General features: G+C 62.5%; 21 protein-coding genes and 2 pseudogenes. 12 read left to right on the forward strand and 11 right to left on the reverse strand.

Going from position 1 to position 24,501, the window contains the following annotated elements:
* The 5 genes and pseudogenes from GZ093_RS13540 to GZ093_RS13560 all read right to left on the reverse strand — a co-directional run.
* On the reverse strand, positions 1-424 hold a 424-nt coding region (locus GZ093_RS13540), incomplete at its 3' end, for a hypothetical protein (RefSeq protein WP_296486723.1).
* Positions 425-671: 247 nt separating this feature from the next.
* On the reverse strand, positions 672-1,733 hold the full coding sequence (locus GZ093_RS13545) for an AraC family transcriptional regulator (protein WP_296486724.1): 1,062 nt from the start codon (positions 1,731-1,733) through the stop codon (positions 672-674).
* Positions 1,734-1,827: 94 nt separating this feature from the next.
* Entirely contained in the window at positions 1,828-2,253 is a 426-nt protein-coding gene (locus GZ093_RS13550; RefSeq protein ID WP_296486725.1) for a type II toxin-antitoxin system VapC family toxin, read from the reverse strand.
* Positions 2,250-2,483: a plasmid stability protein gene (locus GZ093_RS13555; RefSeq protein ID WP_296486726.1), complete on the reverse strand. Its 234-nt coding sequence runs from the start codon at positions 2,481-2,483 to the stop codon at positions 2,250-2,252. The genes GZ093_RS13550 and GZ093_RS13555 overlap by 4 nt, the downstream gene beginning before the upstream one ends.
* A gap of 87 nt (positions 2,484-2,570) precedes the next feature.
* Positions 2,571-2,654, reverse strand: a pseudogene (locus tag GZ093_RS13560) (signal peptidase II); the annotation flags it as partial.
* 313 nt (positions 2,655-2,967) lie between these two features.
* On the opposite strand from GZ093_RS13560, the gene GZ093_RS13565 reads away from it, so the two are divergent.
* From GZ093_RS13565 to GZ093_RS13605, 9 genes are all read left to right on the forward strand, one after another.
* The gene (locus GZ093_RS13565; RefSeq protein WP_296486727.1) at positions 2,968-4,704 is read left to right on the forward strand and encodes an AMP-binding protein; all 1,737 of its coding nucleotides are present in this window, start codon (positions 2,968-2,970) and stop codon (positions 4,702-4,704) included.
* Positions 4,705-4,714: 10 nt separating this feature from the next.
* Complete coding sequence (locus tag GZ093_RS13570) at positions 4,715-6,337, forward strand: carboxyl transferase domain-containing protein (protein WP_296486729.1); 1,623 nt, start codon at positions 4,715-4,717, stop codon at positions 6,335-6,337.
* A 56-nt stretch (positions 6,338-6,393) separates the two neighbouring features.
* Complete coding sequence (locus GZ093_RS13575) at positions 6,394-7,173, forward strand: enoyl-CoA hydratase/isomerase family protein (RefSeq protein ID WP_296486732.1); 780 nt, start codon at positions 6,394-6,396, stop codon at positions 7,171-7,173.
* A 10-nt stretch (positions 7,174-7,183) separates the two neighbouring features.
* A complete protein-coding gene (locus GZ093_RS13580; RefSeq protein WP_296486758.1) occupies positions 7,184-7,855 on the forward strand; it encodes a DUF4126 domain-containing protein in 672 nt (223 codons plus the stop codon).
* A complete protein-coding gene (locus GZ093_RS13585) occupies positions 7,848-9,878 on the forward strand; it encodes an acetyl/propionyl/methylcrotonyl-CoA carboxylase subunit alpha (protein ID WP_296486733.1) in 2,031 nt (676 codons plus the stop codon). Before GZ093_RS13580 ends, GZ093_RS13585 begins: the two co-directional genes overlap by 8 nt.
* An 83-nt stretch (positions 9,879-9,961) precedes the next feature.
* A complete protein-coding gene (locus tag GZ093_RS13590) occupies positions 9,962-10,882 on the forward strand; it encodes a glyoxylate/hydroxypyruvate reductase A (protein ID WP_296486760.1) in 921 nt (306 codons plus the stop codon).
* A 221-nt stretch (positions 10,883-11,103) separates the two neighbouring features.
* The gene (locus tag GZ093_RS13595; protein ID WP_296486735.1) at positions 11,104-11,391 is read left to right on the forward strand and encodes a hypothetical protein; all 288 of its coding nucleotides are present in this window, start codon (positions 11,104-11,106) and stop codon (positions 11,389-11,391) included.
* A 162-nt stretch (positions 11,392-11,553) separates the two neighbouring features.
* Positions 11,554-12,462 (forward strand): hydroxymethylglutaryl-CoA lyase, encoded by a 909-nt coding sequence (locus GZ093_RS13600; protein WP_296486737.1) that lies wholly within the window; start codon positions 11,554-11,556, stop codon positions 12,460-12,462.
* Position 12,463: 1 nt separating this feature from the next.
* Positions 12,464-13,228, forward strand: a complete 765-nt coding sequence (locus GZ093_RS13605; protein WP_296486739.1) for a YbaK/EbsC family protein — start codon at positions 12,464-12,466, stop codon at positions 13,226-13,228.
* Between the two features lie 23 nt (positions 13,229-13,251).
* Here GZ093_RS13605 and GZ093_RS13610 read toward each other — a convergent pair whose 3' ends face one another.
* From GZ093_RS13610 to GZ093_RS13630, 5 genes and pseudogenes are all read right to left on the reverse strand, one after another.
* Positions 13,252-13,587: a hypothetical protein gene (locus GZ093_RS13610; RefSeq protein WP_296486741.1), complete on the reverse strand. Its 336-nt coding sequence runs from the start codon at positions 13,585-13,587 to the stop codon at positions 13,252-13,254.
* A gap of 9 nt (positions 13,588-13,596) precedes the next feature.
* Positions 13,597-15,108, reverse strand: a complete 1,512-nt coding sequence (locus tag GZ093_RS13615) for a Do family serine endopeptidase (RefSeq protein WP_296486743.1) — start codon at positions 15,106-15,108, stop codon at positions 13,597-13,599.
* Between the two features lie 129 nt (positions 15,109-15,237).
* Positions 15,238-16,572, reverse strand: coding sequence for an ATP-binding protein (locus tag GZ093_RS13620; protein WP_296486747.1), 1,335 nt, complete (start codon positions 16,570-16,572; stop codon positions 15,238-15,240).
* Positions 16,569-17,234, reverse strand: a complete 666-nt coding sequence (locus GZ093_RS13625) for a response regulator (protein WP_296486749.1) — start codon at positions 17,232-17,234, stop codon at positions 16,569-16,571. Before GZ093_RS13625 ends, GZ093_RS13620 begins: the two co-directional genes overlap by 4 nt.
* Positions 17,235-17,254: 20 nt before the next feature.
* A pseudogene (locus GZ093_RS13630) lies at positions 17,255-17,625 on the reverse strand (OmpH family outer membrane protein).
* Positions 17,626-17,876: 251 nt separating this feature from the next.
* On the opposite strand from GZ093_RS13630, the gene GZ093_RS13635 reads away from it, so the two are divergent.
* Both GZ093_RS13635 and GZ093_RS13640 read left to right on the forward strand, forming a co-directional pair.
* Positions 17,877-18,143 carry a hypothetical protein gene (locus tag GZ093_RS13635; protein ID WP_296486750.1) on the forward strand — a complete coding sequence of 89 codons (267 nt, stop codon included), beginning with the start codon at positions 17,877-17,879 and terminating at the stop codon, positions 18,141-18,143.
* A 58-nt stretch (positions 18,144-18,201) separates the two neighbouring features.
* A complete protein-coding gene (locus tag GZ093_RS13640) occupies positions 18,202-18,834 on the forward strand; it encodes a 2-hydroxychromene-2-carboxylate isomerase (RefSeq protein WP_296486752.1) in 633 nt (210 codons plus the stop codon).
* Positions 18,835-18,840: 6 nt separating this feature from the next.
* Here GZ093_RS13640 and GZ093_RS13645 read toward each other — a convergent pair whose 3' ends face one another.
* Positions 18,841-19,947 carry an ABC transporter substrate-binding protein gene (locus GZ093_RS13645; RefSeq protein ID WP_296486754.1) on the reverse strand — a complete coding sequence of 369 codons (1,107 nt, stop codon included), beginning with the start codon at positions 19,945-19,947 and terminating at the stop codon, positions 18,841-18,843.
* A 175-nt stretch (positions 19,948-20,122) separates the two neighbouring features.
* Here GZ093_RS13645 and uvrA point away from each other — a divergent pair.
* Positions 20,123-24,501, forward strand: a 4,379-nt coding sequence (gene uvrA / locus GZ093_RS13650; protein WP_296486756.1) for an excinuclease ABC subunit UvrA, incomplete at its 3' end; no start/stop codon positions are given.

Raw genomic sequence — 24,501 nt, forward strand, 5'->3', positions numbered from 1 at the left:
TTCTCCTTCTAAAGGTTGCAGATTGACTTCCAAACCCAATCTTGGCACTTGATGCCGTTACCGGGAAGCGGGAAGTCCCTTCGTATTCGTGTAATAAGCGTTTGAAGCTATCGAATGTATAGCTTTTCGGCGAGACGGCGCTAACCGAGGCCACGCCTGCCTGTTTATTGGGCTTCGCTGCCCAACCCGCGCCCACGCTGGCTTTGGCGGCTTTCCAGCCGGGTGGTCCACAAAGTTGTCCACAGAAGTTGTGCATGGCTGCCGGGCAGATTATGTTGCCGCGCTGGCGCGGGCAAGTTGACTTTTTTCTTGTAAAACTAACTTGAAATAATTTCCGCCAGCGGCCTTCTTGCCCATTTTTCTGGTATGAATTTGTCTCTGATCGACCCGGAATTGGCGACTTATACCAGTTGCCTATTTTCAAGGCATCGTGTTGCAGCCCGCGTCCAGTAAGGGTGTGCCGGGTTGTCCCTGAGCTGGTGCACAAAGTTACCCACAAAATCTGTGGAGCAAATGGCGGTGGCGGCCAAAGCGCGTGCCGGCGGTCACGACCGGCTCCAGGTGGTTTGTCTCAAAGCGCGCGCCAGTGCCGGCTTTGCCTGGCGGGGCTCAGGGTCAGCCCGTCAAGTTATCCACAAAATTAATAGCAGAGAATCCGCTCCCGGCGGGGCTCACGTCTTTGCTGGCAGCCCCGCGCGCCGGAACTCGGCCGGCGAGGTGCCGGTCCAGCCGCGAAAGGCCCGGATAAAGCTCTTCTCGTTCTGAAAGCCGGCCCCTTGCGCCACCTGCTTGATCGGGCGCGAGGTGCGCAGCAGCAGTGCCAGCGCGTGGCTTTGCCGCACCTCGTCCTTGAGTGCCTGCAGCGAAGCGCCTTCTTCCTTGAGCTGGCGGTGCAGGGTGCGCGGCGAGAGTTGGAGCAGCCCGGCCAGATCATCGGCGTTGCGGCTTTGCTGCGACTGGCTCAGCAGCGCCTGGCGCACGCGCTGCACCAGCAGGCGGTCGCGCCGGTATTGCAGCACGGTCAGGGGCAGCGCGCGCTGCAACATCTGCTGCAGGGCCGCCTCGTCGCGGCGCAGCGGCAGCGCCAGGTAGCGTGCATCGAAGCGGATGGCGGCCGGCCCCGTGCTGAATGCCGTCGGACCGGAGAACAGGACGCCATAGACATCCTGGTGTGCGGGAGCGTCAAACGGAAACTGCGCGCCCTGCAGGGGGATGCGCGAGTCGATCAGCCAGCAGGCCAGCCCGTGGATGTTGCGCAGCACCGAGACCAGGCAGAACTCGCGCAGGGTGCCCAGGTCGCGTTGTTCGGTGATCCTCAGGGTGGCGCTGTCGCCCGTGACCGTCAGTTGCAGGCGGATGTCATCGGCCAGCAGCCCATGGTGGCGGCACCAGCGCTGCAAGGCCAGGCCCAGGCTGGGGGCGCTGATCGAGGCGCGCGCCAACATGCCGTAGCTGCCCCAAGGCAGGCGCCGGCTGAACCAGCCCAGCGCCTCGTCATCGAGCTCCTGCATGGCGGCGCCCGAGATGCGCTCCATCTGCGCGGCCGTGATGCGTGCCAGCGGGTCAGCCAGGGATGCTGGCGCAATTTGTGCCAGCGCCAGTGCGTGTGCCGGGTCCTGCTGCTGGTGCGCGTAGGCTTGCACAATGGCATTGACAAAGGCGATGGGCGTGACGGCCGGGCCGGCATTGAGATTGGCGGCGGCCAGCGCGGGCGGCAGCGGGCGGGAAGGCATGGGCTGGAGTATGCGGCGATTTGGCACGATTTGCAACCTTGACGACGCACACCGGGGCCTTGAGGCAATAAAGGGGCCGGGCTCGAATTAAGAATTAAATTACCAGCCCCCAAGGATCGAAAGTCTCTACCCCCGTCCCTTTGAAATCGCGGACATTGCGTGTGGCCACCGAATAGCCGTGTGCCCGCGCGATGGCTGCAATGGCGCAATCGGCAAAACTGATGGTGTTGCCACTGACCACTACGCTGGCATTCACCCGTGCGAAAGCTTCGGCTGCCTTGTTGTCGAACGGTAATATCCGTCCCTCAAAAAGCGGCTCCAGTTGGGCCGTGAGCGCTTGCCGCAACGCATCCCGTCTGCGACCTGCGGGCAAGACTTCAACCCCGGCGAGCAATTCGGCCAGATTTACAGTCGTCAGATACAGCGTTTGCGGCTCTTGGGCGTTAAGCCAATCCAGCACCGTTGCATTGGGCTCGCGCTTCAGAGGTTCTGACACCACATTGGTATCGAGAATGATCATGCAAAGCTCGCTGGTTCAACCGGACTTGGGTTGCCCTTCAAATCCAACTCGGCACCCCCCACGCTGCGACCAATGGCAGCCAGTGCGGCGCCAATGCCCATCTTGGGAACGACGGCGCTCTCCAGGATGTACCGGATTTCGGCTTCAGTGCTGCGCCCATGCTGCGCGGCGCGCAGTTTGAGTGCCCGATGCGTTGCGTCGGGCAGGTTTCTGACGGTGACGGAAGACATTGATATCACTCCTATTGTTTGAAATCAATGATATCAAATAACGAAATTGATGCCAAGGAATAAACGGGCCAGGCTCGAATTAAACCCGCCGCCCAGGCTGCAGGCCAGGGCAAACGCGAACAGCTTTTGCCCGGCCTGTGATTTCAGCAGCCACAGGATGAACCCGGCGGCCCGAGATGCGAGCCAACGGGTCGGCCAGGGACGCTGGCGCAATTTGTGCCAGCGCGAGTACGTGCACCGGGTCTTGGCGCTGGCGCACGCAGGCTTGCACAATGGCATTGACGAAGGCAATGGGCGTGACGGCCGGGCCGGTGCTCAGGTTGGCGGCGGCGAGCGCGGGCGGCAGCGGGCGCAAAGGCATGGGCTGGAGTACGCGGCCACGTGGCACGATTTGCAACCTTGACGGCGCACGCAGAGTGCGTCGAGGCGCTATGCTGGTCACTGCGATGGCTATCCGGGCTTGTGCCCACTTGGGGGAATTACCATGACACCAACTACCGCGAACGCGTTGACTGCGCCCGCCTCGAGCCGCAGTTTGTCCAGCGGCGCGACCAACGTGCCGTTGATCGAGCAAACACTGGGTGAGTTTTTTGACGCCATGGTGGCGCGCCAACCCGAGCATGACGCCCTGGTCAGTGCGCACCAGCAGTTGCGCTACAGCTACCGCGAACTGCAAACGGCGAGCAAGCAACTGGCCAGCGCTTTGCTGGGCTTGGGTTTGAAGCCGGGCGAGCGCGTGGGCATCTGGTCGCACAACAACGCGCAATGGCTCTTGACGCAGCTCGCCACCGCCCAGGTGGGTTTGATTCTGGTCAACATCAACCCGGCCTACCGCGTGGCCGAGCTGGACTACGCGCTCAACAAAGTGGCGTGCAAGGCACTGGTGACCATGGCCCGTTTCAAGACCAGCGATTACGTCGGCATGTTGCGTGAACTCGCGCCCGAACTGGCCACGGCCGAGCCGGGCGCGTTGCAGTCCGCCCGCCTGCCGCATCTGCGCACCGTGGTGTGGCTCGACGAGCCGGGCTCGAGCGAGGAATTGCCGGGCCTGCTGCGCTTTTCCACGCTGCTGGCCAGCGGCGATTGCGCCGACCCGCGCCTGGCGGCCACCGCCAAGCTGCTGCACCCGTCTGATCCAATCAACATCCAGTTCACCAGCGGCACCACGGGTTTCCCCAAGGGCGCCACGCTGACGCACCGCAACATCCTGAACAACGGCTTCTTCGTTGGCGAGGCCATGAAGCTCAGCGCCAAGGACCGCCTGTGCATTCCGGTGCCGCTATACCACTGCTTCGGCATGGTGCTGGGCAACCTGGCCTGCCTCACGCACGGCGCCACCATCGTTTACCCAAGCGACGGTTTCGATCCTTTGGCGGTGCTGCAGACGGTGCAGGATGAGCAATGCACCGGCCTGCACGGCGTGCCGACCATGTTCATCGCCGAGCTCGACCACCCGCGCTTTGGCGAGTTCGATCTGTCGAGCCTTCGCACCGGCATCATGGCCGGCTCGCCCTGCCCGATCGAGGTCATGAAACGCGTGATGCGCGACATGCACATGCAGGAGGTCACGATCGCCTACGGCATGACCGAGACCAGCCCGGTCAGTTGCCAGAGCAGCACCAGCACGCCGCTGGAAAAGCGGGTGTCCACCGTCGGTCTGGTGCAGCCGCACCTGCAGGTCAAGGTGATTGACACCCTCACCGGCGAGATCGTGGCGCCCGGCGTGTCGGGCGAGATGTGCACGCGTGGCTATTCGGTGATGCACGGCTACTGGGAAGACCCGAGCCGCACGGCCGAGGCGATTGACGCCGAGAAATGGATGCACACCGGCGACCTCGCGACCATGGACACTGAGGGTTACGTCAACATCGTCGGGCGCATCAAGGACATGGTGATCCGCGGCGGCGAGAACATCTACCCGCGCGAGATTGAGGAGTTTCTCTACCGCCACCCGAAGATTCAGGACGTGCAGGTGGTGGGCATTCCGGACCCCAAATACGGCGAAGAGCTGTGCGCGTGGATCATCGCCAAGCCGGGCCAGACTCTGAGCGAAGAAGACATCAAGGCTTTCTGCAAGGGCCAGATTGCGCACTACAAGGTGCCGCGCTACATTCGTTTTGTGAGCGAGTTCCCGATGACCGTGACCGGCAAAATCCAGAAGTTCAAAATCCGTGAAGACATGAAGCAGCAGCTGGGGCTGCAAGACGATAAAACTGCCTGAAAGACCTGCTATGCCCATTCTCGACACCAAACTCAATGCCCGATCCAAGGATTTCCAGGCCAACGCGAGCGCCATGCGCGCGCTGGTCGATAACCTCAACGCGCAGACCGCCCGCGCCGCTCTGGGCGGTGGCGAGGTGGCGCGTGCCCGCCACACCGGGCGCGGCAAGCTGCTGCCGCGGGACAGGGTGCAGATGCTGCTGGACCCTGGCACGCCGTTTCTGGAACTGTCGCCGCTGGCTGCCTTGGGGCTTTACCCGGATCGCGACGGCAGCGACAGCGCGCCTAGCGCCGGTGTCATTTGCGGCATTGGCCGCATCGAAGGCGTGGACTGCATGATCGTGTGCAACGACGCCACCGTCAAAGGCGGCACCTATTACCCGATGACGGTCAAGAAGCACCTGCGGGCGCAAGAAATCGCGCAGCAAAACCGCCTGCCCTGCGTCTACCTGGTCGATTCCGGCGGCGCCAATCTGCCGAACCAGGACGAGGTCTTTCCCGATCGCGACCATTTCGGCCGCATCTTCTTCAACCAGGCCAATATGAGCGCGCAGGGCATTGCGCAGATTGCCGTGGTGATGGGCAGTTGCACCGCAGGCGGCGCCTATGTGCCGGCCATGAGCGACGAGGCCATCATCGTCAAGAACCAGGGCACCATCTTTCTGGGTGGCCCGCCGCTGGTGAAGGCCGCGACCGGCGAGGTGGTCACGGCCGAAGACCTGGGCGGTGGCGACGTGCACACGCGCCTGTCGGGCGTGGCCGACCACCTGGCACAGAATGACCTGCACGCGCTGGCGCTGGCGCGTCAGGCGGTTGCCCATTTGAATCAAATCAAGCCTCCAGCCCCCGCTCTGCTTGCCTCAGTAGCTCCTAATTTTGCAGTTGAAGAACTCTACGGCGTGATTCCGACCGACACGCGCAAACCGTTTGATGTGCGCGAAATCATCGCCCGCATCGTCGATGGCTCCGAGTTTCACGAGTTCAAGCCGCGTTATGGCGCCACGCTGGTCACGGGCTTTGCCCACATTGAAGGCATGCCGGTCGGCATCATTGCCAACAACGGAATCTTGTTCAGCGAATCGGCCCTGAAAGGCACGCACTTCATCGAGCTCTGCTGCCAGCGCAAGATACCGCTGGTGTTCTTGCAGAACATCACCGGCTTCATGGTCGGGCGCAAGTACGAGAACGAAGGCATCGCCCGCAACGGCGCCAAGATGGTGACCGCCGTGGCGACCGCCGCGGTTCCCAAATTCACCATCATCATCGGCGGCAGCTTTGGCGCGGGCAACTACGGCATGTGCGGACGCGCCTTCAGCCCGCGTTTCTTGTGGATGTGGCCGAACGCGCGCATCAGCGTCATGGGTGGCGAGCAGGCGGCCAGCGTGCTGGCCACGGTGCGCCGCGACGGGCTCGAGGCCAAGGGCGGGCAATGGAGCGCGGAAGAAGAAGAAGCCTTCAAGGCGCCGATCCGCAACCAGTACGAAGTGCAGGGCCACCCCTATTTCGCCACCGCGCGCCTGTGGGACGACGGCATCATCGACCCGGCCGACACCCGCCGCGTGCTGGGTCTGGGCCTGAGTGCGGCGCGCAATGCGCCGATCGAAGACACCCGCTTTGGCATTTTCCGCATGTAGTTGCGCCGCAGCAGCACCGATTTTGATGTGATGAGAACCTGGCGAGGGCGACCCCTATGGCAACACTGACTATTCAACCCGGCGCGGTGGCGCAGATCACCCTGAACCGTCCCGAGGTGCGCAACGCCTTCAATGACGAGGTGATTACCGAACTCACAACGGCCTTCACCGAACTGGGGCAAAACAATGAGGTGCGCACCATCGTCCTGGCCGCTTCAGGACCGGCCTTTTGCGCCGGCGCCGACCTGAACTGGATGCGCCGCATGGCCGACTACAGCCATGCCGAGAACCTGCTTGACGCCGCGCAGCTGGCCGAGATGCTGCGCGTGATCTACACCTGCCCCAAACCCACCGTGGCGCGCATTCAGGGCGACGTCTACGCCGGCGGTATGGGCCTGGTGGCGGCGTGCGACATGGCGGTCAGCGTCGACAGTGCCAACTACTGCCTGAGCGAGGTCAAGCTGGGTTTGTACCCGGCCACGATCAGCCCCTATGTGATCCGTGCCATGGGCGCGCGCGCCGCGCACCGTTACTTTTTGACCGCTGAGCGTTTTGATTCGGTTGAAGCCTTGCGCATTGGTTTCGTCCATGCGGTGGTGAGTGCTGAGCAGCTGGATGCGAAGGTGGACGAACTGACGAAGGCGCTTGTCAGCGCCAGTCCGCACGCGCTGCAGAAGTGCAAGACCCTGCTGCACGAAGTCGCCGGGGAAACCATCGATGCGGCGCTGATTGCCCGCACGGTCGAAGGTATCGCCAGCATCCGCGCCAGCGCCCAAGGCAAGGAAGGCGTGCAGTCCTTCCTGCAAAAACGCAAGCCGGGCTGGCTGCTTTCCTGACCCCATGACTATGCAGTCACTCGACACCGCACAACTGATTGCCCTGGCCGGCGCCCTGGGCTGGGCCAGCGGCGTGCGCTTGTACCTGGTGGTCTTCTTGACCGGTCTGGCGGGCTTCATGGGCTGGCTCGCGTTGCCGCCGGGCCTGCATCTTTTGGCGAATCCCGTGGTGCTCGGTGCCAGCGGCTTCATGGTGTTCATCGAATTTTTTGCCGACAAGATTGCCGGCCTGGATTCGCTCTGGGATGTGGTGCACAGCGTGATCCGCATCCCGGCCGGCGCCGCTCTGGCCGCCGGCGTCTTCAGTGCCGACAGTGGCGTCATGGCGCTCGTGGCCGCGCTGCTGGGCGGGACGCTTGCCGCCACCAGTTTTGCTACCAAGGCCACGACACGCGCCGCCATCAATACCTCGCCGGAGCCGTTCAGCAATGTGGGCGCATCGTTGCTTGAAGATGGCCTGGTGCCGGCGGGCTTGTGGCTGGCGATCGCGCACCCGCTGTGGTTTGTGGTCCTGCTGGCTTTGGTGTTGGCGTTGAGCGTGTGGTTGATCACGCTCTGCTGGCGTTTTTTGCGGCAGTTGTTGACGCGCGTTGCCTGTATTTTTGGTGGCCAGCCAGACCCTGGCGTATTGCCTGCTTTTAGTTTCAAGTCTCCTTTTTCAAAGAGCGATAAACATGTTTAACAAAATTCTGATTGCCAACCGGGGCGAGATCGCCTGCCGCGTAGCCGCTACCGCACGTCGCTTGGGCCTAAAGACGGTGGCGGTTTATTCCGATGCCGACGCCAACGCCAAACACGTCAGTGTCTGTGACGAGGCCGTCTATATCGGAGGCAGCGCGCCCAAGGACAGCTACCTGCGCTGGCAGAAAATCATCGACGCGGCGCAGGCCACCGGGGCGCAAGCGATCCACCCCGGCTACGGTTTCCTGAGCGAGAACGAAGAGTTTGCCCGCGCGTGTTTCGACGCCGGTCTGGTGTTCATTGGCCCGCCGTCGTCGGCCATTCTGGCGATGGGCCTGAAAGCCGAGTCCAAGCGCCTGATGGGGTTGGCCGGGGTGCCGCTGGTGCCCGGCTATCACGGTGCCGACCAGGACCCGGCTTTGTTGCAGCGCGAGGCCGACGCCATCGGTTACCCGGTGCTGATCAAAGCCAGTGCGGGCGGCGGCGGCAAGGGCATGCGCGTGGTGGCCAACTCAGCGGAGTTTGCGGCCTCGCTGGCCTCGTGCCGGCGCGAGGCCATCAACAGCTTTGGCAATGACGCGGTGCTGTTAGAGAAATACGTGCAGCGCCCGCGCCACATCGAGATCCAGGTGTTTGGCGACACGCTGGGCAACTATGTGTATTTGTTTGAGCGCGACTGCTCGGTGCAGCGCCGCCACCAGAAGGTGCTGGAAGAAGCCCCGGCGCCGGGCATGACGCCAGAACTGCGCCAACAGATGGGCGAGGCGGCGGTGGCGGCGGCCCGCGCCGTGGACTATGTGGGCGCCGGCACGGTGGAGTTCATCGTGGAGCAGCGCCAGGACGGCTCAATGGACTTTTTCTTCATGGAAATGAACACGCGCCTGCAGGTGGAACACCCGGTCACGGAGGCCATCACCGGCCAAGACCTGGTGGAGTGGCAGCTGCGCGTGGCCTCGGGCGAGGCGCTGCCGCTACGGCAAGACCAGCTCAGGATCACCGGCCACGCGATCGAAGCCCGCATCTGCGCGGAAAGCCCGGACAACAACTTCATGCCCGCCACCGGCACGCTGCAGGTCTATGGCTTGCCCGACTGCGTGAGCTTTGAGCGCAGCAACGGCGGCGTGCGCGTGGACTCGGGCGTGCGCGAGGGCGATGTGATTTCGCCGTTTTACGACTCGATGCTGGCCAAGCTGATCGTGCATGGCGACAACCGGGAGCAGGCGCTCTCCCGGTTAGATACCGCGCTGGCCCAGACCCACATCGTGGGCCTCAACACCAATGTGCAGTTCTTGCGCCAAGTGGTGCAAAGCCGCTCTTTTGTGCAGGCCGATCTGGACACCGGGCTGATTCCGCGTGAAGAAGCGGTGCTGTTCAAGCAGGAAAAAGTGGGTTTGAAGCTGGCGGTGGCCAGTGCCATTGCGCACAGCTTGCTGCAAGAAGCGGCGGAGCAGGCGCAGCTGGCCGGGCGCACTGGCTGGCTCGACCCCTGGGCCCGGCGCGACGGCTGGCGCTCGCACGGACCCAGCACGCGGCGTTTTGACTACGAGTTTCAGGGCCAGGTGCAGATCGTGCAGCTCACGACCCTGCACGACGGTGCGCTGCAGCTGGCAGTGGCGGGCGAGTTGGGTGGCTTCTCGTTTGCGGCCTTGACCCAGGGCATCGACGTGCGCTTTGCAGCCCAGCGCCAGATTGTCAGTGTGTATACCAACGGGGCTGTAGCCCACGTGTTTACTGCGCAGGGCGCTACACAAATAACAGCTATAGACGCCTTGGCGCACGCCGGCGACAGCCAGGTCGAAGGCGGCCGCCTGACCGCGCCGATGCCGGGCAAGGTGGTGTCGTTTGCGGTCAAGGCTGGCGACAAGGTCAGCAAGGGCCAGCCGCTGGCGGTGATGGATGCCATGAAGATGGAGCACACTATCGCGGCCCCACAAGACGGTGTGGTGGCCGAGCTGCTCTATGCGCCCGGTGACCAGGTGGTGGAAGGGGCCGAACTGCTCAAGTTGGTGGCGACGCCAAGCTAGGTCCAAGGTTTGAACGTTTCTGGGCTCTAGCCACCGTGTTTATTGGCTTTGCTGCTATTGAATTGGATTAATCGATGCCGTCATTGCGTATTGCCTTCTGCTGCACCGGCACCGAGCCCGAGCCTTGGTTGCAGGGCTTGCGCGCGGCTTTGCCGCAGGCGCAAGTTGCGCTCTGGCAGCGCGGCGCCGCCCCCGCTGATTACGCGCTGGTCTGGGCGCCGCCGCAGCTGTTCTTTGACGAGCAGCCGCAACTCAAGGCGGTATTTGCCATCGGCGCCGGCGTCGATGCCTTGCTCAAGCTGCGTCTGCCGCCCAACGCCGCCCTGGTGCGCTTGGACGACGCCGGCATGGCAGTGCAGATGGCCGAGTATGTGTGCCATGCGGTCATCCGCCACTTCCGCGAGTTCGACGTCTATGCGGCCGAGACCCGCCAGGGTCAGTGGAGCTCCCACCAACCACGCCACCGCGTTGACTTTCCCGTGGGCGTCATGGGTCTGGGCGTGCTGGGCCAGCGGGTGGCGCGGGCTTTGAGCCAGTTCGAGTTCCCGGTCAACGGCTGGAGCCGCTCACCCAGGGCGCTGGACGGTGTGCGAACCTTCAGTGGTCCAGCTCAGTTGGATGGGTTTCTCTCAAGCAGCCGCGTGCTGGTCAATCTGCTGCCGCTCACGTTGGATACCCAAGGCATCATGAATCGCGCCACCTTGAGCCGCCTGCTGCCAGGTGGCTACGTCATCAATGTCGCGCGCGGCGCGCATCTGGTGGATGAGGATCTGCTGGCCTTGCTTGAGAGTGGTCACCTCGCCGGCGCCATGCTCGACGTGTTTCGCGTGGAGCCCTTGCCGCCAGGGCACCCGTTTTGGCAGCAGCCCAAGATCACGATCACGCCGCACACGGCAGCCCGCACCCTGCGCGCGACCAGCATCGCGCAGATCGCGGGCAAGATCGAGGCGCTGGAGCGCGGCGGACCCGTGGCGGGAAGGGTTGATGCAGGACGGGGCTATTGAGTTGTGCCTGCCCGATTGCACGCCGAACCGGGGTAGCCAGCCTGCAAAAGAGACCTTTTTTGGCATGCTGGCGGCAGGCGGGCCGTTACGGTGCACTTGATAAGACGCAAATTGCGCGACAAATTCAGAGAGATCATTCATGGCGTACTTGGCCAGGATTGTCTCGGACGACCTGGGTTTTCTTGTGCAATTGGTTGGCCGCGAGCCCAGGGAGGATTGTCATGAGGTTTTATCTATTTGAAGGACAGACGGATGCGCACATTCGCAAATCCCGCGAGTATCTGGAAGAAGCGCGTGTGAGGCGCGTCGAGCATCAGGCGGCGGCCGAGCACCACAGTGCACTGGCCAAAATGTATGAGGAGCGGATCGCCCGCATCGAAGCCGAAATCAGCGAGGCGTTTCAGCTTCGTTCGAACAGTGGTGAGCGGTGCGAGGAAGCTGGTGAGGACAACGTTCGCCTGCCGTCCAGCCCTGTGATGATTTATCCGTCGCGGGTTTCGCACGCCTGAGCTGTGAAAAGACGATTTCTCGCGTAAAGAAATGCGAGCCGGTTCCGACCGGCGCCGCGGGCGGCTGCGACAAAAATGCCCCGTGGGGAGAATGGGCGTGGAAATTCCCGCTCTTGGACGGTCAAATCAAGGGAAAATGGATTTCCATTTCAGCGAGTTTTTATGTCAATTCCTACCCGAGTCAAGTTAGTCGAAGTCGGCCCGCGTGACGGCCTGCAAAACGAAAAGCAGGCCGTGCCCGCCGCGGTCAAGATCGAGCTGGTGCACCGCTTACAAGCGGCTGGGTTGAAAGAAATTGAAGTCACCAGTTTTGTGTCACCCAAATGGGTGCCGCAAATGGCCGACAACGCGGAGGTCATGGCCGGCATCACGCGCCTGCCCGGCGTGCGCTACTCGGTGCTCACGCCCAACCTCCAGGGTTTTGAAGCGGCACGCTTGACAAAGCCGGACGAGATCGTGGTGTTTGCTTCGGCCAGCGAGGCCTTCAGCCAGAAGAACATCAACTGCAGCATTGCCGAGAGCATTGAGCGGTTTGCGCCGGTGGTGGATGCGGCGCGCGCGGCAGGCATTTATGTGCGCGGGGCCATGAGTTGCACCGTGGGCTGCCCGTATGAGGGCGAGATTGCGCCCGCGCGCGTGAGCTACCTGGCGGGCCTGATGCGCTCCATTGGCGTGCAGCATGTGGGCGTGGCCGACACCATTGGCGTGGGCACGCCGCTCAAGATGCAGCGCGCCATGGAAGCCACGCTCAGGCATTTTGATCTGGACGATGTGTCCGGTCACTTCCACGACACCTACGGTCAGGCGCTGGCCAACACCTTGATCTGCCTGCAAATGGGGGTCTGGCAATTTGATGCGTCGGTGGCGGGCCTGGGTGGCTGTCCTTACGCCAAAGGTGCCACCGGCAACGTGGCGTCTGAGGACGTGGTCTACCTGCTGCACGGCATGGGCATCGAGACCGGCATCGACCTGGACAAGTTGATCGACGCCGGTCAGTTCATCAGCGACTTCTTGGGACGCCCCACCAACTCGCGTGCTGGCAAGGCCTTGTTCAACAAACGCCCGGTTTGACATGAACCGGATGCGCCAGAACGACGACGTACCCGCCAAGCCGCTGTCTGCCGCAGTGCAGCGCGTGGCCGCTGCGCTGCAGGCGCAGGGCCACCCGCATGCACCCGTGATGCTGGTTGAGGCCGCGCGCACCGCGCAACTTGCGGCGGATGCGCTCGGCGTGCAGGTCGGGCAGATCGCCAAGAGCATCATCTTCAGGCGGCTGCTGGACAATGCGGCGGTGCTGGTGGTGACGGCCGGCGACCAGCGCGTGGACGAGGCTAAGGTCGCCGCGCTGCTGGGGCCGCTGGGTCGCGCGGACGCCGCTTTCGTCAAGGCCAGGACCGGCTTTTCGATCGGCGGCGTAGCGCCGATGGCGCACGCCTCTGATTCAGTGACGCTGATCGACCAGACACTGTTTCGCTTTCAGGCCATCTGGGCCGCCGCCGGTCACCCGCACGCTGTGTTCCAGCTCAGTCCTCCAGAGCTGGCGCAATGGACCGGCGCACCGGTGGTCGATGTGGTGCTGGCCCCGGCGCTGGAGCCTGCGCCAAATACTCTTGAATCAATAGCTGCTCGTGCAATACTGGCGCGGGCTACAGGCCAAATTGTGCCTTCGCCCTGTGTGTCGGTGTGCCGCATGAGCGAGGACACGGGCCTGTGCGAAGGCTGCTGGCGCACGCTCGACGAGATTATTGCGTGGAGCACGGCGGATGAGCCGGCCAAGCGCGCCATCTGGGCGCAGATTGAGCTGCGGCTTGCCGCATTGAAGACCACCACCGATTAGCGATTCGTGTGGCCCGGATGGTCTTACTTGATCATAAAAGCCAGCGCGACGGCTGCGAGCGCGAGCAGACCCAGTCCGGCCACAAAAATCACCTCGGCACGGGCTTCATAGGATGTGCTCAGTGGGTTGAGCCGCATTGAAATGAAAGACAAAAGTGCGCTGGCCAGGAATACCAGCGCGTCAATGGCCAGCAGTTTGTCAATCACCATGTGCCACGCGCCGCCTGCGCCAAGATGACCAATCGATAAAACGGTCATGCACACGCCGATCATCGTGGCCGAGGTCGGCAAGATATGGGTCGAGAGACCGCGTGGCGGCGGTTTGTCCGCTGTCGCGGTCTGGTGGATCAGGAACTGCATGTCAATTCATCAACCCAGGCGCACCGGCACAAAGATCTTGTCACCGTCACGCTGAATCAGCAGCGCCACCGATTTGCTGGCCTTGGCCACTATCGCGCGAACTTGATCCGCACTGTCAATCGGCGTTCCGTTCACCGCCACCAGTACGTCACCCGCTTGCACGCCCGCCAGGGCGGCAGGGCCAGCGGCATCCTCGACCAGCAGCCCCTGGTTCACGCCGGCGGCGCGTTTCTCTTGCGGCTGCAAGGCACGCAGTGCCAGCCCGAGCTTGCCTTTGCCGACGGCCTCGTCTGCCTTGGCAAGCTTCTCTCCCTTGGCACTGGCGTCGCCCAGCCTGGCGCTGAATTGTTCGCGTTGGCCCTGACGCCAGATTTCAAGGCTGACCTTGTCGCCCGGTGCTGCTGCGCCAATCAGGGCGGGCAGATCGCTGGACGCGATGATCGGTTGACCATTGACCTTCAGGATCACGTCACCGCTCTTGAGCCCCGCCTTGTCCGCTGGGCCGTCCTTGTCAACGTTGGACACCAACGCGCCTTCGGGTTTGTCGAGATGGAAGGAGTCGGCAAAAGTCTGGTTGACCTCCTGGATCGCGACACCCAGGCGCGCGTGGCTGGCATGTCCGGTGGCGACAATCTGGTCCTTGACCTTGCTTGCCAATTCGATCGGAATGGCAAACGACACGCCTTGATAGCCACCGCTTTGACTGTAAATCTGCGAGTTGATGCCGACCACCTGGCCGCGGGTATTGAACAGCGGCCCGCCTGAGTTGCCTGGGTTGACGGCCACATCAGTCTGAATAAATGGCACGAAACTGTCGTCCGGCAGCGAACGGCCTTTGGCGCTCACCACCCCGGCGGTCACGCTGTTCTCGAAGCCAAACGGCGATCCGATGGCAAGTACCCATTCACCCACATTGAGGTCGCGCGTGTTGCCCAGCGTGATGGTTGGCAGGTCTCTGGCGTCGATCTTGAGTACCGCTACATCGGTCTTCAGGTCGGTGCCGAGCACTTTGGCGCGGAATTCGCGCCGGTCGGTGAGCTTGACGGTGACATCTTTGGCGTCACGCACCACGTGGGCGTTGGTCAGTATCACGCCGTCGGGGCTGATGATGAATCCCGAGCCCTGGCCACGCATCGGCATCTGGGGCTGGCCCGGAAAGCCACCGTTGGGACCTTGAAAGTGCTTGAAGAACTGGAAGAATGGGTCGTTTGGGTCAAGGCCTGGCATACCCGGCCTGGCGCCGTGTCGTGCGCCAGCACCATCGCCGTTATCTTCACCCGAGGTCCTGATCATCCCGGTCACGCTGATGTTGACCACTGCCGCGCCATTGCGCGCCGCAATCTGGGCAAAATCGGGCAGCGCCAGCACCGGCGCTGTTGCTGCTGTGGCTGCATTGGGTGCCGTGGAAATGGCAGCTTGCGCGTGTGAGAAACCCAAGGCACCAACGCCCGCCGCACCCAAGATGCCCGCTGAAACGAGTGCCAGCACCAAGCGCCGCGGGGATAAGAGAGAGGTATTCATGAGAGGCCCTTTCAGGAAGTTGAGTGAAACCACAACTTGATTGTCAGAAGCTCAACTTAGGCCAGACTTAAATCACTGCACTTTCACACGGCTTGCGCCGACCGGGCCCTGACAAGCCGTCTTGTTGAGTCAGGAAACGCCGGTGAACGTGACCGTCGCGCGCAGGCCGCCCAAGCTCTCCGAGCGGTCTAGGGACAGCGTCGCCTGGTGCAAGTCCGCAATCGTCTTGACGATGGCGAGCCCCAAGCCACTGCCGCTGCCCTCGGTGCCGGCAACGCGATAGAAGCGATCGAGCACACGCTGGCGATCCTTTGCGGCAATACCCGGACCACTGTCGTCAACGGTCAACAGCGTCTGCCCACCATGGCAGCGGATCGCGAGGTTGACCGTTCCGCTCGCCGGGGTGTACTTGATGGCGTTGTCGAGCAGGTTGCGCAGCAGAATGCGAAGCGCTTCCTCATGCCCCATCACGATGTCGCGATCTGCCTGCACCAGGCCGAGGTCAATCTGGCGTGATGCCGCCGATCCAGCGGCGTCGGCCAGCGCGAGCCGCGCCAGGGTGGTCAAGTCAATCGGCGCCGCTTTGGCACCAGCCGCGGCGTTCGATTGTTGTCGCGCCAGCACCAGCAGTTGCTCAACCAGCCGCGTGGCCCGGTCGATGCCTGCATTGAGGCGGTTGACGGCGACCTCACGCGCGGCGTCGTCAGCAGCCCGGCGCAGCCCCTGCACTTGAAGCTTGAGCGCGGCCAGCGGTGAACGCAGCTCATGCGCAGCATCCGCCACAAAGTTGTTTTGCGCATCAAACGCCTGACGCACCCGGTGAAACAAAAGGTTCAATTCATGCACCAGAGGGTGAATTTCATCGGGCAGATCATCCTCGTTCAACGCGCTCAGATCATCGGCCTGGCGTGTCGCGACTTGCTGGCGCACCCGCGACACGGGTGCCAGCGAAGCACTGACCACCCACCAGACTACCAGCATCAGTAGCGGCACCATGACCACCATGGGACTGACCGTGCGCAGGGCCAGAGTCCCGGCCATTTCACGACGGGCCGCCATGTCCTGTGCCACTTGAATCACTTGCGCGCCCGCGGCGACCGAAAACAAGCGGTAAGTGCTTCCCCGCGCCTGAACGGTGGAGAACCCCAGCACCGCGCGTTGCGGCAATTCAGCCCGTGCCGTTGACTGAAACACACGCAAACCGTCGGCAGTCCACACCTGGATTACGAAATCAAAGTTCTCTTCATCTTTCGTTCCAAACGGCTCACCCAGTGCGCCGCCTACGGGCAAGCCGGGGCGCAGCGACAGGGCCATCTGCTGCATTTGGTAATCAAAAATGACATCCGCCTCGGCCAGCGCCGTGCGGTAGGCGACGACGGCTTGCGCCCCGGTCAAGAAAATAATGGCGACCAGAAGCAGCCAAAGCAATCGCCCGCGCAGTGAATGCGACAGAGGCAGACTCATGGGGCGCTTCTGGGGATCATGTAACCCACACCCCGCACATTCTGGATGAGGCGGGGGCCCATTTTTTTGCGCAGTCCGTGGATGTACACCTCGACCGCATTGCTGCTGAGGTCATCTTTCCAGCTGTAGAGTTTCTCTTCAAGCTGCCTGCGGGAAAGCACCATGCCCGGGCGCGCGAGCAGCAGTTCCAGGATGGACCATTCTCGTGCCGACAGCACCACGGCCTGTCCATCACGCAGCACCTCACGCGTGACCGGGTCAATGCTGACACCCAGGTGTTCATAGACCGGCTCGGCACGGCCAGCCGCCCGGCGGATCAAGGCCCGTATGCGAGCCAGCAGTTCATCGAGTTCATAGGGCTTGACGATGTAGTCATCGGCACCCATGTCCAAGCCTTCAACGCGTTGCGCAACGGCGTCGCGTGCCGTGGCGATGAGCACCGGTGTGCGGTCCTTGCGAGCGCGCAGTCGGCGCAACACCGCAAGCCCATCGCGGCGCGGCAGCCCGAGGTCGAGCAGCACCAAATCGTAGGTGTGGGAATCGAGTGCGGTGTCGGCCATCTCCCCATCCTTGACCCAATCGACCGCGTAGCCCTCTGCCCGGAGCAAGTCCAGCACAGACTCCCCAATCATCAAGTCGTCCTCTGCCAGCAGCAAGCGCATGAGATTGACCCCGCGTTCAGCTATTTGATGCTCTGCGCATTCATGATCTTCAGAACCTTGTCTGTGATGTCATGCTTGGGGTTGACATAGACGGCATCCTGCAACACCAGGTCATATTTATCTGCCGCGGCCACCTGTTTGACGACCTTGTGGGCGCTTCGACGTCAAATCTGTCGGCCGTCGATTGCGGCAGTGCATCTTGCGCAGCAATCTCTGTTTCGCGCTTGGAAAATTCCCGCTCCAGCCTGGCTTGGGCTAGCTTCGCGCTGTTGGCCCCGTTGAAGATGCGGTCGGTTTTGACAAACCCGAGGTGAAATTCCTCAGCCTGCGCGCCGACTAGCAGGCCAGCAAAAATAAGGCCAGTGCTGCATCGGCGTAAAAAGTTGTTCATTTGAAGCTTGTTCCGATCTGTGCTTGCGCGGCTTGTATCTGCGTCACACTTGGTGCATTTCGGCTGGCTCTATCCCACCTTGATGCAGCGCCCAAGCGGACTGCGCGATATTGTTGCCCATCGACACTTAGGTGAATCTTAAGGCGTCCTTGACGGCGCCAGCCCGGCACCTCGGTGACGAACGTGGCCAACCTGTGATGCTCACTCACGTGAACGCGAAGTGGCAGCAGGCCTGTGCTGGCTGCCGTCTCATGGAAAAATTGATGTCGGGCCTGAATCCACATTTTGGAACGAACGCATCGCTGAATCCGCAAGATACTGCGCTGACCGCTGATTTTCTGGTAAAAAATGCGTCAATCCGATGGACATCCAGCGGCGCACCGCTGCGAATTACGGATGGCAAATGGAACACAGCAACGCACAGTGAACTTGCGACAGCGGTCTGCCAGGGTGTCCGTGGCAAGCCACAGCAACTGCGCAGCTTGGCACGCTGGTGCGGACAAGGGCATCGTCGCTGAGCATCGTGTCAAAATTCCACGCTGAACGACAGCAGGCTTTAAAAATTGCTTGCAAACCATGAAACACATCACCTTCTATCTCGATTTCATTTCTCCCTACGCCTATCTGGCTTTCGAAAAAATGCCCGAGGCGCTGATGGGGCACAGTTACAGCGTGACCTACCAACCGATCCTGCTGGGCGCGCTGCTCAAGCACCATGGGCAATTAGGGCCGGCCGAGATTGCGCCCAAGCGCGACTGGACCTACCGTCAGGCGCTGTGGCTGGCGCGCCAGCAGGGCGTGGACTTGCAGTTGCCAGCCAGCCATCCCTTCAATCCGCTGGCGCTGTTGCAGCTGGCAGTGGCCTGTGAGGCGCAGGGTCTGCCCAACCGTTATGTGTGCGAAACGCTGTTCAAACACGTCTGGCACGGCGGCTTGGATGCCGCCGACGCCCAGCGTCTGAAGTCAGTGAGCCAACAACTGGCGCCGCAGCGGTCCCCCGACAGCGACGCGGTCAAAGCGCAACTGAAAGCGCACACGGATGAGGCTCTCGCACATGGCGTTTTTGGCGTGCCGACCTTTGAGGTTGATGGCAAGCTGTTTTGGGGTTTTGATGCCCTGCCGATGCTGCAGGATTATTTGGCGGGGGATGCCTGGTTTGCCACCGCGTGGAACGCCGCCGCCGCGGTGGCACCCGGGGTGCGGCGCTGAGCTGGCTTACCTTCGGAACTTGCCGTCCGCGCTGACAATGGAGAGGTCGGAAAAATCCAGTCCGGTGTGATCTTCCTGGCTGAAGCTCACCTCCAGGCCGCCAATATCGAACTTCCGAAGACCTTCCAGCGCAGACTGAATGTGCTCGCGGCTGGGTTTGGGGCCGGCCCGCCGCAAGGCCTCAACCAGTACTTTGGCGGATGCGAATCCTTCCAGCATGGCGGGGCTGACATTGGGGAGGTTCTTGGCCCTTGCCAGATCGTTGGCTTCCTTGACAAGCGCAAAACCGATGGATTGGGGAAACACCTGCGAGACGATGACGCCGCGGGCGTTGTCTCCCAGGCCCTTGATAAACCCGCCGGACGCATTGTTGGACAGTGTCACAAACTGGGCGTTGCTGCCGGCCGCTTTCAATGCCTTGATGCAGTCAACGACGGCGGTGGCGGAAGCGATCATCATGACCGCCTGCGCGTCAGTTTTGGCGATCCTGGGGGCCAGTTGGGAAAAGTCGGGCTTGGAGCGGTCGAACTTCTCCACCGCAGCCGCAGTCAGCTTGGCGGCGGCCAGGCCTTTTTGAGCGCCTGCCACGCCATCCGCACCAAAACTGTCATCGACGTACACGAGAGCAATCCGGGTAATGCCGATGGTGGCGAGATGGGCGATGGCCCTTTCGGCTTCCCGCTGGTAGGTAGCCCGAACGTTGAAAACATGTTTTTTGACCGGCGTGTGCAACACCATGGCGCCAGTCGATGGTGCGATCAATGGCACGCCATATTTGTCCAGCAACGGCAGAATGGCTTCGGTCTGTGGTGTGCCTCGTGTGAGGAACATGGCCGCGACGTTCTGCTCCTCGATCAGTTTCCGGGCGTTTTCGCCGGCCAGTTTGGGGTCGAATTTGTCATCAAGTGAAATCAAGTCGATCTTTTGGCCGTTGACACCGCCCTTGGCGTTGACTGCATCCAGGTAAAGCTTCGCGCCTTCCGTGGTCTCTTTCACGCCGGCGGCGACGGCACCGCTGAAGCCTGCCGTCTGACCGATCAAAATTTGCGCATGGGCTGTCACGGCCATCGCCGCCAGCAAAAATGCCCCTAACACTGAATGTCCAAGCTTCATGGTGAGATTCCTATAAGTCGGTCCGACTGTATCCGGATTTTTGGACAGGCAGCATTGTGGAAACTACCTGTACCCGAAAACTCCTTTTTCTGATGGCGTCAGGAAAGCCATGCGGCAGTCATCCGGCAGGATGAACTGCCTAGAATGTCTGGCTCTTACAGAAAGACTTCAAGTCATGCCTCAGGGAATCATCCGCATTCGCGGTGCGCGCCAGCACAACCTCAAAAACCTGGACCTCGACATTCGCACCGGCGAGCTCACGGTCGTGACAGGGCCCAGCGGCTCGGGCAAGTCGAGCCTGGTGTTCGACACCTTGTTTGCCGAAGGCCAGCGGCGCTATGTTGAAACCTTCAGCGCCTACGCGCGCCAGTTTCTGGACCGCATGGACAAGCCCGCGGTGGACAAGGTCGAAGGCGTGCCGCCCGCGATTGCGATCGACCAGACCAACCCGGTGCGCTCCAGCCGTTCGACCGTGGGCACGATGACCGAGCTCAATGACCATTTGAAGCTGCTGTTCGCCCGCGCTGGCCAGTTGTTTGATCGGGTCACGGCGCAGCCGGTGCGCCATGACTCGGCGGAGACCATCTATGCGCAGCTGCTCGAGCGCTCCGCGGACACGGATGCCCGATTGGCCATCACCTTTCCGGTGGAGTTGCCGGCCAGCGCCACGCCCGAAGAAGTTGAGCAATGGTTGTCGCTGAGCGGCTTTACCAAGGTGCAGGCCGAGCGCGAAGTCGACGTGGCGGCGACGCCGGTTGCCAGTCCAAAGAAGCCGGGCAAATCCGCGCCGCCGGTCGCCACCCGGCGCAAAGTGCTGGACGTGGTGGCCGACCGCTTCAGGCTGGGTCACGCTGAGCGTGCGCGCGTGCTGGAGGCGATCGAGGTGGCGCTCAAGCATGGCAGCGGCTCTATCAATGTTTATGTATTAAATGAGGCTCCACCCCCCGTCGAACAAGCGCATGCAGCTACAGATTCAATAGTGAATGCAGCGCCCGAGATCTGGCGCTTCTCCACCGGTCTGCACTGTCCCGAGAGCAACCTGCGCTACACCGAGCCGCTGGCATCAAGCTTCTCCTTCAATTCCGCCGTCGGGGCTTGCGACAGCTGCCGCGGTTTTGGCCGCGTGATCGGCGTCGATTACGGCCTGGTGATCCCGAACGACAAGCTCACCTTGCGCGCCGGCGCCATCAAGCCGATGCAGACGCCGGCCTGGAAGGAAGCGCAGGACGATTTGATGCGCCACGCCGAGACCGCCGGCATTCCGCGCGACACGCCCTGGAACAAGCTCACGCCAGAGCAGCAGCACTGGGTCATCGACGGTTCCCCCAACTGGAATGGCAAGTGGAACCAGCACTGGTTCGGCATCAAGCGCTTCTTTGAGTACCTGGAAACCAAGTCCTACAAGATGCACATCCGCGTGCTGCTGTCCAAGTACCGCAGCTACACGCCCTGCCCAGCCTGCGGCGGCGCGCGGCTGAAAACCGAGAGTCTGTTGTGGCGCATCGGAGCGAAGGCCGATGCGGATGCCGTGCTGGCGCCAGCCGAGCGCTTCATGCCGGTCGGGGTGTCGTGGTCGCGTGGCCAGTTGGAGGCCCTGCCGGGCCTGTGCTTGCACGACTTGATGTTGTTGCCGCTGGAGCGGGTACGTTTGTTTTTTGACGCGCTGCAGGCTCGGCTTGGCGTGTCGGGGGGCGCCGCGTTGGAGACAGGCAGGGAGCCTGGTTTGCCTGTGGCGGTGGTGACTTCCGAGGCTGACGCCAAAGCCCTCAAGCTGCTGTTCGAAGAGATCAGCACGCGCCTGAAATACCTGTGTGAAGTGGGCATTGGCTACCTCACGCTGGACAGGCAAAGCCGCACGCTCAGCGGCGGCGAGGTGCAGCGCATCAACTTGACGACGGCGCTGGGTACCTCGCTGGTCAACACCCTGTTTGTGCTCGATGAGCCCAGCATCGGCCTGCACCCGCGCGACATGCACCGCATCATTGTGGCCATGCAGCGCCTGCGTGATGCGGGCAACACGCTGGTGGTGGTGGAGCACGACCCGGCGGTGATGCTCGCGGCCGACCGCATGATCGACATGGGGCCCGGGCCGGGCGAGCGCGGCGGGCAGATCGTGTTCGACGGATCAACTGCCGACCTGCGCCATGCCGACACCCTGACCGGCGCTTACCTGGGCGGGCGCAAGCAGGTCGGTCTGGGCTTTGCGCGGCTGGTCTCAAGCCACACGCCGCGTTTGATTCTGGAAGGCGCCCGTGAGCACAACCTGAAGAACGTCAGCGTCGAGTTTCCGCTCAATCGCCTGGTGTGTGTCACCGGTGTCAGCGGTTCCGGCAAGTCGACCCTGATCCAGGACATCCTGGCGCCGGCGCTCAAACGGCACTTTGGCAAGCCGTCGGAGTCACCCGGCGTTTTTGAACGCCTGCTGGGAGCCGAACAACTCAGCGACGTGGTGTTTGTGGACCAGTCGCCGATTGGCAAGACGGCGCGCTCTAACCCGGTGAGCTATGTGGGCGCTTGGGATGCCATCCGCGAGATTTTTGCCACGGCGCCCCTGTCGCGCCAGCGTGGCTACACCGCGACCAAATTCAGCTTCAACAACGGTGACGGCCGCTGCCCGACCTGCGGCGGTTCCGGCTTTGAGCACGTGGAAATGCAGTTCTTGAGCGATGTGTACCTGCGCTGCCCGGACTGCGATGGCAAACGCTACCGCCCCGAAATTCTGGAGATCATGATTGAGCGACGCGAGCCCTCGGGCTCATCGATTGCAGCAACAGGCGCCAGCGCAACAGTGCGCCACCTCAACGTCGCCGACGTCCTGAACCTCACCGTCAGCGAGGCCGCTGCGCTTTTTACAGCCGACCGCGACGTCATCCGTGCGCTCCAGCCGATCATGGATGTGGGTCTGGATTACGTGAAGCTGGGCCAGCCGGTGCCCACGCTCAGCGGTGGCGAGGCGCAGCGCCTCAAGCTCGCCGGTTTCCTGGCCGAGGCGGCCAGGAGCAGCACCGCCAGCCGCCAGGCGTTGGCCAAACGCGGCACGCTGTTCATGTTCGACGAGCCCACCACCGGCCTGCATTTCGACGATATTGCCAAGCTGATGCGCGCCTTGCGCAAGCTGCTGGATGTCGGGCATTCGCTGGTCGTGATCGAGCACAACCTGGATGTGATCCGGGCCTCGGATTGGCTGATCGACCTCGGGCCCGAAGGCGGTGATGCCGGGGGCGAGGTGGTGGCCTATGGCACGCCAGAAGATGTGCGGCAGCATCCGACTTCGCATACGGGTCGCGCTTTGCGCGAGTACGTGGCGGCGATGGGGGGCCTGCATGGGGTCAATGAAGTCAGCGCGCCATATTTGGTGCGCGCTACGGTGGGCGGGGTCACGCCGGGCGCCTCAGACGCAGGCTCAACATCGTTGCCCGGCGCAACCCCATCCGCCGCGGGTGGCGTTGTGCCGGCAGATTCCATCCAGATCATCAATGCGCGCGAGCACAACTTGAAGTCGCTCAGTGTCAATATTCCGCGTGGCAAGTTCACGGTGGTCACCGGCGTGTCGGGTTCGGGCAAATCGACGCTGGCCTTTGACATCTTGTTCAACGAGGGGCAGCGCCGTTATCTGGAGTCGCTCAATGCCTATGCGCGCTCCATCGTGCAACCGGCGGGCCGGCCGGAAGTGGATGCGGTCTATGGCATTCCGCCGACGGTGGCGATCGAGCAGCGGCTCTCGCGCGGCGGTCGCAAATCGACGGTTGGCACCACCACCGAGGTCTGGCATTTCTTGCGCCTGCTGTTTGTCAAGCTGGGCACGCAGCACTGCATTCATGACGGTACGCCCGTGGCGCCGCAAACGCCCGACAGCATTGCCGCCCAACTCATGAAAAACTTTCGCGGCCAGCACATCGGCCTGTTGGCGCCGCTGGTGATGAACCGCAAGGGCGTCTACACCGAGCTGGCTGATTGGGCGCGGCCACGCGGCTTCACGCACTTGCGGGTGGACGGCAACTTTTTGCCGACCACGGCATTTCCGCGCATCGACCGTTTCAAGGAGCACACGATCGAGCTGCCGGTGATGAGCCTGGACGTGTTGCCGGAAAACGAAGCGCAACTGCGCGCGGCGCTGGCTACAGCGCTGATGCACGGCAAAGGCGTGGTGCATGTCTTGAGCAACTTGGGTGGCTTGCGCTCCGCCATGCTGGCGGGCATGCCGACCGCGCCCATTGGTACGCTGCAGGCGTTTTCGACGCTGCGCGCCTGTCCGGTGTGCAGCACCAGCTACGCCGAGCTCGACCCGCGCCTGTTCTCCTACAACAGCAAGCACGGCTGGTGCCCGGACTGCGTCGGCACCGGCGTGCGCCTGACCAAAGAGCAGCGCAAGGTGTTTGACGACTCGGTGCGCGACGATGACAACAAGGGCCGCGAGCAGACTTTTGCCGAGCCCGAGGTGGAGGATTTGGTCGATGCGGTGTGTCCCACTTGCCAGGGCACGCGGCTCAACGCCACGGCGCGGGCGGTGCGGCTCGAATTGGGATCGAAGCCCAGCTCAGCGTTAACCCGCAG

Origin of the sequence: Rhodoferax sp. (genome assembly GCF_010365055.1) — a bacterium.
Lineage (GTDB): Bacteria > Pseudomonadota > Gammaproteobacteria > Burkholderiales > Burkholderiaceae_C > Rhodoferax.

Bases quoted from the DNA above. Each gene is read 5' to 3' on its own strand.
- GZ093_RS13545 (WP_296486724.1), bottom strand. From the start codon at position 1,733: ATGCCTTCCCGCCCGCTGCCGCCCGCGCTGGCCGCCGCCAATCTCAAT.
- GZ093_RS13550 (WP_296486725.1), bottom strand. From the start codon at position 2,253: ATGATCATTCTCGATACCAATGTGGTGTCAGAACCTCTGAAGCGCGAG.
- GZ093_RS13555 (WP_296486726.1), bottom strand. From the start codon at position 2,483: ATGTCTTCCGTCACCGTCAGAAACCTGCCCGACGCAACGCATCGGGCA.
- GZ093_RS13565 (WP_296486727.1), top strand. From the start codon at position 2,968: ATGACACCAACTACCGCGAACGCGTTGACTGCGCCCGCCTCGAGCCGC.
- GZ093_RS13570 (WP_296486729.1), top strand. From the start codon at position 4,715: ATGCCCATTCTCGACACCAAACTCAATGCCCGATCCAAGGATTTCCAG.
- GZ093_RS13575 (WP_296486732.1), top strand. From the start codon at position 6,394: ATGGCAACACTGACTATTCAACCCGGCGCGGTGGCGCAGATCACCCTG.
- GZ093_RS13580 (WP_296486758.1), top strand. From the start codon at position 7,184: ATGCAGTCACTCGACACCGCACAACTGATTGCCCTGGCCGGCGCCCTG.
- GZ093_RS13585 (WP_296486733.1), top strand. From the start codon at position 7,848: ATGTTTAACAAAATTCTGATTGCCAACCGGGGCGAGATCGCCTGCCGC.
- GZ093_RS13595 (WP_296486735.1), top strand. From the start codon at position 11,104: ATGAGGTTTTATCTATTTGAAGGACAGACGGATGCGCACATTCGCAAA.
- GZ093_RS13600 (WP_296486737.1), top strand. From the start codon at position 11,554: ATGTCAATTCCTACCCGAGTCAAGTTAGTCGAAGTCGGCCCGCGTGAC.
- GZ093_RS13605 (WP_296486739.1), top strand. From the start codon at position 12,464: ATGAACCGGATGCGCCAGAACGACGACGTACCCGCCAAGCCGCTGTCT.
- GZ093_RS13610 (WP_296486741.1), bottom strand. From the start codon at position 13,587: ATGCAGTTCCTGATCCACCAGACCGCGACAGCGGACAAACCGCCGCCA.
- GZ093_RS13615 (WP_296486743.1), bottom strand. From the start codon at position 15,108: ATGAATACCTCTCTCTTATCCCCGCGGCGCTTGGTGCTGGCACTCGTT.
- GZ093_RS13620 (WP_296486747.1), bottom strand. From the start codon at position 16,572: ATGAGTCTGCCTCTGTCGCATTCACTGCGCGGGCGATTGCTTTGGCTG.
- GZ093_RS13625 (WP_296486749.1), bottom strand. From the start codon at position 17,234: ATGCGCTTGCTGCTGGCAGAGGACGACTTGATGATTGGGGAGTCTGTG.
- GZ093_RS13635 (WP_296486750.1), top strand. From the start codon at position 17,877: ATGGAAAAATTGATGTCGGGCCTGAATCCACATTTTGGAACGAACGCA.
- GZ093_RS13640 (WP_296486752.1), top strand. From the start codon at position 18,202: ATGAAACACATCACCTTCTATCTCGATTTCATTTCTCCCTACGCCTAT.
- GZ093_RS13645 (WP_296486754.1), bottom strand. From the start codon at position 19,947: ATGAAGCTTGGACATTCAGTGTTAGGGGCATTTTTGCTGGCGGCGATG.